This window comes from Mesorhizobium sp. M7A.F.Ca.US.005.03.2.1 (genome assembly GCF_003997795.1).
Lineage (GTDB): Bacteria > Pseudomonadota > Alphaproteobacteria > Rhizobiales > Rhizobiaceae > Mesorhizobium > Mesorhizobium ciceri.
This window is the reverse complement of record NZ_RZRP01000104.1, coordinates 1-11,603: the sequence shown is the minus strand read 5'-3', so window position 1 is coordinate 11,603 and position 11,603 is coordinate 1. Positions and strand designations below refer to the sequence as shown.

10 protein-coding genes and 1 tRNA gene are annotated in these 11,603 nt (G+C 62.9%); 3 read left to right on the top strand and 8 right to left on the bottom strand.

Annotated elements, in window-relative coordinates; all coding sequences use genetic code 11:
- Together EN991_RS08640 and EN991_RS08635 are read left to right on the top strand one after the other, a co-directional pair.
- A partial coding sequence (locus EN991_RS08640) for a phasin (protein ID WP_127368581.1) occupies window positions 1–410 on the top strand: 410 nt, incomplete at its 5' end.
- A gap of 369 nt (window positions 411–779) precedes the next feature.
- Window positions 780–856: transfer RNA gene (locus EN991_RS08635), tRNA-His, on the top strand.
- A gap of 395 nt (window positions 857–1,251) precedes the next feature.
- On the opposite strand, the gene lhgO is transcribed toward EN991_RS08635, so the two are convergent.
- Together lhgO and EN991_RS40810 are read right to left on the bottom strand one after the other, a co-directional pair.
- Complete coding sequence (lhgO, locus tag EN991_RS08625; RefSeq protein ID WP_206519179.1) at window positions 1,252–2,442, bottom strand: L-2-hydroxyglutarate oxidase; 1,191 nt, start codon at window positions 2,440–2,442, stop codon at window positions 1,252–1,254.
- Window positions 2,443–2,717: 275 nt separating this feature from the next.
- Complete coding sequence (locus tag EN991_RS40810; protein WP_245460923.1) at window positions 2,718–2,978, bottom strand: hypothetical protein; 261 nt, start codon at window positions 2,976–2,978, stop codon at window positions 2,718–2,720.
- Window positions 2,979–3,236: 258 nt separating this feature from the next.
- Between EN991_RS40810 and EN991_RS08615 the strand changes: the two genes are divergently transcribed.
- Window positions 3,237–4,583, top strand: a complete 1,347-nt coding sequence (locus EN991_RS08615) for an FAD-binding oxidoreductase (protein WP_127368579.1) — start codon at window positions 3,237–3,239, stop codon at window positions 4,581–4,583.
- Window positions 4,584–4,639: 56 nt separating this feature from the next.
- Here EN991_RS08615 and EN991_RS08610 read toward each other — a convergent pair whose 3' ends face one another.
- The 6 genes from EN991_RS08610 to EN991_RS08585 all read right to left on the bottom strand — a co-directional run.
- Window positions 4,640–5,908, bottom strand: coding sequence for a D-tagatose-bisphosphate aldolase, class II, non-catalytic subunit (locus tag EN991_RS08610; protein ID WP_127368578.1), 1,269 nt, complete (start codon window positions 5,906–5,908; stop codon window positions 4,640–4,642).
- On the bottom strand, window positions 5,908–6,894 hold the full coding sequence (locus tag EN991_RS08605; RefSeq protein ID WP_063170080.1) for a sugar kinase: 987 nt from the start codon (window positions 6,892–6,894) through the stop codon (window positions 5,908–5,910). Before EN991_RS08605 ends, EN991_RS08610 begins: the two co-directional genes overlap by 1 nt.
- A gap of 37 nt (window positions 6,895–6,931) precedes the next feature.
- Complete coding sequence (locus EN991_RS08600; RefSeq protein WP_013530260.1) at window positions 6,932–8,149, bottom strand: ROK family transcriptional regulator; 1,218 nt, start codon at window positions 8,147–8,149, stop codon at window positions 6,932–6,934.
- 171 nt (window positions 8,150–8,320) lie between these two features.
- Window positions 8,321–9,334 carry a substrate-binding domain-containing protein gene (locus EN991_RS08595; protein ID WP_127368577.1) on the bottom strand — a complete coding sequence of 338 codons (1,014 nt, stop codon included), beginning with the start codon at window positions 9,332–9,334 and terminating at the stop codon, window positions 8,321–8,323.
- Window positions 9,335–9,378: 44 nt separating this feature from the next.
- Window positions 9,379–10,347, bottom strand: a complete 969-nt coding sequence (locus tag EN991_RS08590; RefSeq protein WP_032898845.1) for an ABC transporter permease — start codon at window positions 10,345–10,347, stop codon at window positions 9,379–9,381.
- 31 nt (window positions 10,348–10,378) lie between these two features.
- Window positions 10,379–11,603, bottom strand: a 1,225-nt coding sequence (locus EN991_RS08585) for a sugar ABC transporter ATP-binding protein (RefSeq protein WP_164768926.1), incomplete at its 5' end; no start/stop codon positions are given.

Sequence of the window (11,603 nt, the reverse complement as noted above, 5' to 3'; positions counted from 1 at the left end):
GCTTCGACGCTTCCAAGGCCACTGACCAGATTCGCGCTTTCGCCGAAAAGGGCGTTGAGCAGTCGAAAGAGGCTTATGCCAAGCTGAAGACCGGCGCCGAGGAGACCCAGAAGGCTCTGGAGTCGACCTACGAGACCGCCAAGACCGTTTCCAACGACCTGTCGCTCAAGACCATCTCCGCTTTGCGTGCCAATGCCGAGGCCGGTTTTTCCCACCTCGAAGCCCTGATCGGCGCCAAGTCGCTGTCGGAAGTCGTCGAGCTGCAGACCGCCTTCCTGCGCAAGCGCGTCGAATCGACCGTCGAGCAGGCCAAGGACTTCCAGGCCGTTGCCTCCAAGGCCGCCGAGGACGTCTCCAAGCCGATCAAGACCGCCTTCGAGAAGGCGATGAAGGAAATCAAGGTTGCCTAACATTTGCGCATGATCTGAAGATGCAACAAAAGGTCGCATTTTCTTAAAAACGATCAGGTGTATGATGGCAGCCATCAAGGAATACCCGGTGAGTGGAACCTCCTCCCTCTGCTCCCCGGGGTGACCAGCCAGCACCTCCTCCCGCTGGCTCGTAACAGGAAAAGGCCGGCACCTCCTCCCGCCGGCCTTTTTCTTTGTCCGTCGCCTGGTCCTTGCCTGCGCCTTCTTGCTGGGCGAATGCCGCGCCGATGTGGGGAAGTGACCTTTGCTTTCCAAAAGCCTTGAATTAGAATCCATAAGCCCGTAAGGACGCATCGCCGAACGACAGAGCGGCGGATGAGTTTCTGTTTCGATCCGCTCAGGCAACGTGCCGTTGTAGCTCAGATGGTTAGAGCGCCGGATTGTGGATCCGGAGGTCGCTGGTTCGATCCCAGCCAACGGTACCATAAATAGCGACATAATTTCAAAGACTTAAAGGCTTCTGGTTAGCTAGGCTGGCTTGGGTGTCGGTGCGTCTTATGGACGTGTACCATTCTGGTGCCATAGGGAGGCCGTCCAGCTATGACGGTCGACAAAATGGCGGTCAGCCGGGAGCGAACCCTGCCAATGACGTCAGCCGTCGTTTCGCCTGAGATCTTTGCGCAGCCAAAAAAGCCGTCGTCCACACGGAACCTTTGCTTGCGGAAACCGCAGGCCAAGTTGCTACCCTCTCGCCGGGAGCGGCATTGCTGGCCTGGTGGTGCGCCGATCTGGTTCCGACGCAAAAGCTGCGTTGGCCGCGGCCGGTGCCCAGGCAGATACTCCAGCGTTCAGTTGGGCTCCAGTGCGTACCGCCTCATTTTCAGCAGCCCTGTATGAGGCGATCTCGAATCATCTCTGCAATCGGGATCGCCGAGGTGGCGGCGGGGGAAGGCGCGTTGCAGACGTGCAGCATGCGGTCCGTTTGTGCGAACAGGAAATCATGGATGAGGGCACCGTCCTTGCGCACGGCTTGCGCGCGGATGCCTGCTTCGTGCGGGAGCAGGTCGGCGAGCTTGAGGCTCGGACAGTATTTCCGGCACTCCTCCAGATAGCCTGGCTTCCAGAGCGAGTTGCGGAGTTCCGTTACCGCAGATCCGCGGTTGGCGAACACGGTTTTCCAGAAGCCGGGAAACAGCGCGTAGTCGGCCATGTCCGAAACATTGAACGAAAGCCGTGGATAGCCTTCGCGGGCAAAACCGATAACGGCATTCGGCCCGACCGTGACGCTGCCGTCGATCATCCGCGTCAGGTGCACGCCAAGGAAGGGCAGGGCTGGATCCGGGACGGGATAGATCAGATGGCGGACAATGTCGTTCTTCGATGCGGGAAGGCGATAGTATTCGCCGCGGAAGGGAACGATGCGATGCTCGATCGAAAGCCCGGCGAGCACGGCCAGCCGGTCCGATTGGAGACCGCCGCAGACCACCAGTTTTTTCGCCTGCCAGTTTTCGCCGGCCGACGCGATATCGACGGAATCGATGACTTCGCGAATGCCGGTGACGCGCGTCGACAGGCGGATCTCGCCGCCAAGCGCCCTGATGCGCCGCCCCATGGCTTGGCAGACATCGGCATAGCTGACGATGCCGGTCGAGGCCACGAAAAGCGCGCCGAGACCGCGGATGTTCGGTTCCCGCTCCTTCAATTCACCCTCGCTGACGCGCCGGACTTCGATCGTGTTCTGCTTCGAGCGTTCGTGGAGCGCCTCCATGCGCTGCACTTCGAGTGCGGAGGTGGCGACGAGCAGTTTGCCGCAGACATCGAAGCGGATGCCGTTCTCCTGGCAGAAGGCCTTGGTGGCATCCGCGCCCTTGCGGCAGAGCTCGGCCTTCAGGCTGCCTGGCGGATAGTAGATGCCGGCATGGATGACACCACTGTTGTGGCCGGTCTGGTGCTTGCCGAGAGCCTCCTCTTTTTCCAACAGGATCAGGCTGCAGCCGGGATATGTTTCCAGCAGCCGCATGGCCGTCGCCAGGCCGACGATGCCGCCGCCGATGACGCAGTAGTCGAAAATCATTGTTGTAGCCCTTGCCTGCCCGATTATGCGTGCGCCGTCTGACGATCGCCATAGCCGAAATAGGCCTTTTCCAGCGCATGTCCGTCGGCAAGCTCGCTTGCCGACCCCTCCAGCGCGTTATGGCCGTTGCGCGGCACGTAGACGCGGGAAGCGAGGTCGAGAATGCGAGCGGTGGACCGTTCGACGACGAGCAGGGTCAGCCGCTGGCGCTAAGCTGGCGGAGGCTTTCGTAGACCTGGTCGATCACCAGCGGCGCAAGGCCAAGCGACGGTTCATCGACCATCATCAGCGACGGGTGCTGCAGGATGGCGCGGGCGATGGCAAGCTGCTGCTGCTCGCCGCCGGAAAGGTGGCCGGCAACGCCGCGGTAGCGGGTCCTGAGGATCGGAAAGATTTCCAGAACCCGTTCCCAGATCGGCGGCCGCTTCGGCCTTGTCCTTGCGGATCATGCCGCCGAGCAGCAGGTTTTCCCGCACCGTCAGTGTCCGGAAGATACTGCGGCCTTCCGGCACCAGTGCCAGGCCTTCCGGCATAGCTTTTCCGGCGCCTGGCCGGCGATCGACTCGCTGTTGAAGGCAAGCGTGCCCCCGGTCGGCGCCATGAGCCCGGAAATTGATTTCAGAAGCGTGGATTTGCCGGCGCCGCGATCTGGCCTCGTCGTTCCCGGCAAGCAGCAGCTGACGATCAATCTCCTCGCGTGGTATCGACATCTCACGGCGGCCAGATATCGCTGCCCTGATATCAAGTGCGTAGACCGGACGCCGCTGCGGAATACCAAAGGATAGTGCTCTTTGACAATCTTCCCCTTCACCGAAGCCACCCCGATCCAGTTCCAGCAGCCCCTGCCGAGGACCTCGGACGTCGTGATCATCGGCGGCGGGGTCATTGGCGTGACCACGGCACTGTTCCTGGCGCGCCGGAACGTCTCGGTGACGCTGCTGGAAAAGGGACGCATCGCCGCCGAGCAATCCTCGCGCAACTGGGGCTGGATCCGGCAGCAGGGCCGCGATGCCGACGAACTGCCGATCGTCATCGAAGCGCAGCGCCTCTGGCGGCAACTGGCGCAGGAATGTGGCGAGGACATAGGACTGAAGCAGACGGGCGTTACCTATCTTGCGCGAACAGACAAGGAGATGGCCGGCTTCGCGAAATTCCTGAAGATCGCCCAGGCTCATGGCGTCGACACGCGTCTCCTCGACCAGGGTGAGCTGGCAAGCCTGATCCCGGCCATGTCGCGACTGTTCAAAGGCGCAATGATCACTCCATCGGACATGCGGGCAGAGCCTTGGGCCGCCGTGCCCGCGCTTGCTCGCCTGGCGGCGCGCGAAGGCGCGACGATCATCGAGAATTGCGCGGCACGTATGCTCGACATCTCCGCGGGACGCATCAGTGGCGTCTGGACCGAGAAAGGGCTCATCGCGGCCTCGAGCGTCCTCGTCGCCAGCGGCGCGTGGACGTCGCTGTTCCTGCGCGCCCACGGCATCTCGATTCCGCAGCTCAGCGTCAGGGCGACCGTCGCTGCGACAGCGCCGATGGCGGAAATCCACGCCGGCGCCGCCGCGGACGAACGCATCGCTTTCCGGCGCAGGCAGGATGGCGGGTACACGCTCGCATCGGGAGGCAGCAGCCAACTCTACATAGGGCCGGACGCATTTCGCCATGCAGGCAAATATGTCAGCGCCCTGATGGCCAATCCGTTCGGCACACGCTACCTGCCGGCCGCGCCGCGAGGCTACCCGGACGGCTGGTCGACCCCGCGCAGATGGAACGCGGATGAAGAAAGCCCTTTCGAACGGATGCGCGTCCTCAATCCGGCTCCCGAGACGTCGGCGCTCCGCGCCATCGACGGCGGGTTCAGGGAGCTTTTCCCTCAGTTCACGACCGTACCGCTCAAGGCGAGCTGGGCGGGCATGATCGATGCCATGCCTGATGTCGTGCCCATCGTCGATCGCGCCGCTGCATTCCCAGGCCTCGTTGTCGCGACCGGGATGAGCGGCCACGGCTTCGGCATAGGACCCGGAATGGGCCGCATTCTGTCCGATTTGATCCTGGGCAACGAGACCGGGCACAATCTCCACAGGTTCCGTCAATCCCGTTTCAGCGACGGCAGCCCGATCCGATTGGGACCATCGCTGTAAGTATTTCTGCCGCCCGCCAGCCCATCCGCTCTGGCCTTGAAGAACCGGACGAGGGCTCAGGTGCCGCATGCCCGGGCGTAGATCTCGATGCTTCCCTGGACGTGATCGATCGCGATCTCTTCGACGTCGCAGGCTCGGTCGGCCCAAGCGAGCGCCGAAGGCAGGTGCTGGAGAAACAGCGTCACCGGCACCTTGCGGCCCTTCAACGCGTCGAAGAGCCGGTCGCAGGCGGCACGGGCTTGCGGGGTCGCCCAATAATATCGGATGCGATCGGAATAGGAGTAGTGGCGCAGCGTCCGCTTGTCGGCATCGCTGCCATGATAGTGGCTTGCCCAGTTCTTGGGCGCGGCTTGCATCAGCTCTTCCATGGCGTGGTAAAGCGGCCGCTCGCCATAGAAAGGCACCAGATCGGAAGCGATCAGGTCGAGCGCGTAAAGCGCCTCGCGCAGTTTGAAGGTCAGCTCGGGGCCGACCTTGAGGATAGCGAAGCCGTCCTCGACGAGTTCACGCAGCGGCCTCTCACCCTGATAGTCCGTCGAATGCGCTTCGAAAATGAGCGACGGCAATGTGTTCAGAGTTGCCGCCAGATCGCTGGCCTTGGTCCGATCGTAAAAAATCACATTCTGGTTGCCGAACTCCACGCCCGGCTGCACGACAAGCCCGATGACGCGGGAAAACGCGCTTTCAAGCCCGGCGGCCTGGAATGCTTTGGCGTGAATGGCATGTGTCTGGCGAGCCGCCTCCGGACTGGTCGGGGTGATCGCATCCAACGCGTGATCGGCGCCACCGGGAGGCGGCACCTCCGTCCCGATGATGTAGACCGGGCTTGCCCCGCCGCTCTGCGCGGCCGCCTGTTCCGCGACGCCCGCCATTCTGGCTGCGCGCTCGGCCACCGTATGGTCGTCTAGCGCCGCCGGTTCACCCGCGCAGCCCATCGATGCATCGAGATGGATCTTGCGGAAGCCGGCGCGGACATAAGCATCGACCATTGTCCCGGCCTGCGCCATCGCCTCCTCGGCGGGCCGGTCTTTCCAGGGATTGGGACCGAGATGATCCCCGCCAAGCACGATCAGCTCTGTCGGGCACTGCTCGACTGCCGCGAGCGCTTTCACCATCGCCGCGAAATCGGACGGCGTCATGCCCGTATAGCCGCCCAGATGATTGACCTGGTTGCACGTCGCTTCGATCAGGACGGTGGTGCCCGTGTCCCGGCCGTGCCGCAGTGCGGCTTTCAGCACCAGGGGGTGCGCCGAGCACACCGAGGTCACCCCGATTTTCTTTCCTTCCCTGTGCAGGCCCGGCACATCTTCGATCGCCACACGCATCAGCTTCTTCTCGCCGTTCTTGCCATGAAATCTTCCAGTTCGGCCCGCGTGCCGGCTCCCTCCATGGGGCCGAGGCGTGTGACGTTGCGCGCCCCTGCCGCATTGGCGAATTCGAGCGAAGTCCGCAGCGGCATCCCCAACCGCCGGCATGCGACATAGGCTCCGCCGAAACAGTCGCCGGCGCCGGTGGGGTCCGTTTCCTCGACGATGAGGCCGGGACAATCGGCACTGGCGCCCGTGCTTTGACGGGCTGACGCGCCATGTTCGCCACGCTTCACGGCGATCTCCTTGACCCCTCGTTTGAACAGCGCCTCGATTGCGCGTTCCTCGCCATCCATGCCGGCGGCCAGGAACAATTCATTGCCCGACGGCAGCAGCAGGTCCGCTTTGTCCACCAGGCTCGCGAATTTCTCCTCGGTCTGGCCGTGCGCCAGCAATTCCTTGCGCAGGTTCGGATCGAGCGACATGGTGCCGCCGCGTGCCTTGATCAGCGGGATCGCGCGTTCGGTGATCGCCCAGGCCGCGGGGCTTGCGAACACCGTTCCCATGACGTGGATATGCCCGCAACGCGCGATCAGCGCCTCGACCTGCGGGGTCCATTCCAGTCGAGCGGCGGCGGATTTGGCGATGTTGTAGACGAAATCGCGGCTTCCGTCCGTGCGGTAGCGGACAAAGGCGCTGCCCGTCGGATAATCCGCGGAAACAGCGATGGCGGAAGTGTCTACGCCGTCTCGCTTCAGGCGCTCCATGTTGACCGCGCCGAAATCGTCGTCGCCCACCACGCCCACCATCGCGGCCGCTCCGCCCATACGCGCGCATTGATCGATGAAGATGGCGGGCGCGCCGCTCGGAAAGGGGCCAATGAGGTCGATCGGTTCCCGGAAACCGGTGCCTGTCTGCCTCGCGACGATCTCTACCAGGATTTCTCCAATCGTCACGGTTGGCCCGAGCGAGTCCGGTGCAAGCGTTTGGGGGAGGTCGTTCATCAAGCGTCCAATCCTGGGTGTGGTGTCGTTTGCGGTTTCACGACGCCGAGGCGTCTGGACCGGAAACCGCGTCCTTGTTGAGCATCTGGTTGTCGAGCGACATGAAGCGCTGATGCATCATGCAAGCGGCTCCGAAGGCAGCTCCATAGATGGCGCTCTCGTTGAAAACGATCTCGGGGACAGGAAAGGTCGCGGCCTGGAGCTCGCGGATATGCGCGTCGACCCGTGCGGCGACCAATGGATACAATTCCGCGACGGACCCGCCCAGCACGATGCGGTTCGGGTCGATCAGCCGCGAGATCTGCACGACTGCAAATGCGAACAAGACAGCCCATTCTTCGGCGAGCTGCACCGCTTGAGGAACACGATCGCGGACGTCACGCAGGAACAAGTCCAAGTCGGCGTCCGGCCTGTACTGGCGATAGGATGACAGGATGCGGTCGCGCCCGAAGGCCTGCTCCAGATTCCGGTATGTCGGGTTCCGTGTCTTGAGGTGGCCGACTTCTCCGGCCAGGCCATTGCCGCCGCGGAACAACTTGCCGTCGATCACAATTCCGCCACCGACACCGTTCTCGATGACCATGAAGAAGGTGACGCCGCTCGCCGCTTCCGGCTGGCTGTATGTGATGCCGATGCCGAATGCGTTGCCGTCATTTTCCGCGGATACCGGGATCTCGGCCGGAAGAAGGCTGCGGGCAAGGCCTGTGAGATCGACATTGCGCCACCCCAGGATCGGTGCGACGTGGATGAAACCATCCTGGTTCATTTGTCCGGGCACCGCGATGCCGATGCCCTGACATCGCGCCAGGCTATCCTTCCGCATCTCGAGAAACACCTGTTCGATCGCCATGTGGACCGCGGCCTCCGGATCGCTGTCATGTCCTTCGAAGCGCGTCATGGCGCTGCGAACGATCTTGCCCGCGAGATCGATCTCGACGCATGTCATATGTTCGACACCGATCTCTATGCCGGCGAAGAAAACGGCTTCAGGCACGATTTCCACGAGGATACCCGGTCTTCCGGCCCTGGGCTGGCCCGCCGGATTCGCGACATCGTTCTCCGCGACTTCGCGAACGAGTCCGGCCTCGACCAACTCCAGGACGATATTGCCGGCGGACGAGCGGTTGACCCCCATATGCCTGGCGAGATCGGCCCGGCTCAAAGGGCCGAAGCGGTGGAGCGCGTTCAGCGTCGCTACCGAATTGCTCTGGCGGATCCTGCGAGGCGAGCTGCTGGCGAAGGTTACATGGTTCATGGCGGACTCCGCATGTTCGTTCCCAGCCTATACTTCACCCGAGCTTGTTTTTCCTCCGGCAACGCAAAGTCCTCAAAAGAATGAACCGCCTGATGTCGGAAGCAAGCAATTCCCGCTGCGCCGGTGGCGAAGGAGAATGCCGCGAGCGAGCGGCATCCTCCTGTTGGAGCGTCAATTGCCGACAAGCACCTTGTCGACATTCTCGGAGGTCACCGCCAGCCACGGCACGTAGTAATGCTGGTCCTTGCCGTCGTTCCAGGCGAGCTTGCCGCCGTTTACGTCCCAGACAGCCGCGCGCGGCTTGTAGCTGTCGCCGACGATCTTGTGCAGCGCGAGGTCGATCGCCCCTTGCGCCTGTCCGTTGGCATCCTGGAGGATGGACATCGACTGTTCGCCACGCTTGACGGCTTCAAGCGCGTCCTTGATGCCGTCCACGCCGGCGACCGGAACCGCCTTGGGATCCAGGCCGTGGTTGCGGATGCCCTCGATGGCGCCGACGGCCATCTCGTCGTTTTCGGCCAGGACGCCCTGGATCGCATCGCCATGCGAGGTCAGGAAATTCTCCATCAGCGTGATGGCCTCGGCGCGTGACCAGTTGGCGGTGTTCTGCTCCAGGATGGTCACTCCGGGATTTTCCTTCAGCACCTTCTGGATCCCTTCAAGCCGCTGCACCTGGGCCGACTGGCCCAGCATCCCTTCCAGGATCACGACCTTGGCCTGTGGGCCGGCCTTGTCGATCACAGCCTTGGCCAGCATTTCGCCGGCCTCGACATCGTCGGAATTGATGTAGGCGTCGTAGAGTGCGGTGTTGGAAACCATCGTGTTGGAGCCGAACACCGGGATGCCGGCTGCCTTCGCGCGCTCGATCGGTTCATTGCCGGCGTCGATGTCGACCGGGATGAAGATGATCGCGTCGTATTTTTCGGTGATGGCTGTGTCGAACAGGTTCGACTGCGTCAGCACGTCCTGGCGACCGTCGAGAACTGTCAGCGTGGCGGTACCGTCCGCAAGCGCGGGGTGCGCCTTGGCGGCATCGGCCCACAGAACATTGTACTCTGTGTTGAGGCTCTGGACGATCGCCGCGATCTTCAGCGTCTTGGCGTCGGCCGAATTCCCCCCGAACACCATGCCTGCAAGGGCAAGGCCGGCCGCTGCTCCCATCAGGAAGCGTCTTGTCGTTTTCATGTGCATTTCCTCCATGTTGCGTGCGGCCGCGCCGCTTGCGCCTGTTACTCTCTCCCGGCTCGGGAGCGGTCGATCAGCACCGCGAGGACGATGATCGAACCCTTGATGATCTGCTGGTAGTATGAGGACACCCCCATCAGATCGAGACCGTTGCTGATCATGCCGATGATCAGCACGCCCACCAGCGTATAGCCGATGCGGCCGATACCTCCGGTGAGGCTTGTTCCGCCGATGACCACCGCCGCGATGGCATCGAGTTCGTAGCCGATGCCCGCCTGTGGCAGGGCGGACGTGGTGCGGGCCGTCAGCATGACACCCGCGAGACCGGCCAGCGCGCCCATGATGACGTAAACCGAAAAGATGATGCCGGTGGTGTTGATGCCGCTCGTCTTCGCGCTGCGCGGGTTTCCGCCCACCGCATAGACCCGTCTTCCGTAAATGGAGTAGCGCAGGACGATTGCCGCGACAGCGAAGACGACGGCGAAAATGATCACCGGTACCGGTATGCCGAGCACGAGACCCTGGCCGAGCCAGCGGAATTCGAGGCTGAGATTGGGAATCGGGCGGCCGCCGCTGTAAAGCAGCGTCGCGCCGCGCGCCACGCTCAGCATTCCGAGCGTGGCGACGAAGGCCGGCACCTTGAAGTAGGCGATCAGCCCGCCATTGACGGCGCCGCAAAGCGCGCCCACGGCGACGCCGGCCGCGACTGCTAGGAGCGGATTGAACGCATCCGCGCCGGTGACCAGGCTGGCCGCCACGGCGCCGGCCAGCGCCAGGAGCGAACCGATGGAGAGATCGATGCCGGCCGTCAGGATCACGAAGGTCATGCCGACAGCCAGCACACCGTTCATGGAGACCTGCCGCAGAACGTTCAGCAGATTGTTGGTGGACAGGAAGTTCGGCGACGCCAGCGACAACACGACGAACAGGAGGATAAACGAGATGACGATGCCATAACGGGCGATGAACTTTCCCAGGCTCATGCCGCTCATGCTTTGACTGGCGGATACCATTGGATTCTTCTCCACGAAATGGATCGTCTGGCTAGGAAGCCAGATGAACGAGGGTTTCCTGGGTGGCCTCGGGTCCGGCGACCTCGCCTGCGATGCGGCCCCGGCGAAAAACGACGATGCGATCCGCATTGGCGAGGATTTCGGGCACCTCGGACGAGATCATCAGCACGGCGTTTCCCGCCTTCACGAAATTGCCGAGGAAGGCATAGATCTCGCGCTTGGCGCCTTCGTCGACGCCGCGTGTCGGCTCGTCGCAGATCAGGATCCTGGGGTTGGTGTCGACACAGCGCGCAAGGACAACCTTCTGCTGGTTGCCGCCGCTCAGGGATTGGACGGGCAGGTCCGGCGACGCCGTCTTGATGGAGAAGCGCTTGATGTGCTCGACCACGCTCCTGCCTTCCGCCGATCCGTTCATGAAGCCCTTGCGCGCATAATGCGGCAGGTTGGCCACGGTGATGTTGTGGGCGACCGACGCGGTCAGTGACAGGCCCGTCTGCTTGCGGTCCTCCGTGACCAGCGAAATGCCGGCGCCGATGGAATCGGCGGGCGTCTTGAGATCGATGGGCTTGCCCTCGATCAGCACCTGGCCGGAATCCCGCGGCTCGTTTCCGTAGAGCGCATTCACGAACTCGCTGCGACCGGAGCCGAGAAGCCCGTATATACCGACGATCTCTCCCGCATGAACGGTCATGTCGATGTCGGCGAACTTTCCCTTCGATGCAAAGCCGCGGGCTTCGAGCAAGGGTTTCTGCGGGCCGGTATCCTTCGGTTCGCGATGATGGTCCAACAGGTCGCGGCCGACGATCGACCGGATCAGGCCCTTGCGGTCGATTTCGGAAATCGATCCGCCGCCTACGAAACGGCCGTCGCGGAAGACCGTATAATCGTCGGCGATCTCGAAGATCTCGGTCAGGCGGTGCGAGACATAAATGATGCCCACGCCCTCCGCGGTCAGAGTGCGGATCGCGTCGAACAGCATCTGCGCCTCGCGCTCGCCAATGGCCGAGGTAGGCTCGTCCATGATCAGGATGTCGCTGCGGCGGCTGATTGCCTTGGTGATCTCGACGAGTTGGGCCTGCGCGATCGAAAGATCGCGCAGCCGCGCACCAGCGGGGATGTTGAATTTCAACCGCGCCAGGATCGCCTCCGCGTCGCTTAGCATGCACTTGTCGTCGACGAAGAAGCGGCCGCGCCGCTGTTCGCGGCCGAGATAGAGGTTCTCGGCGACGGTCATGTCCAGGAACGGGCTAAGCTCC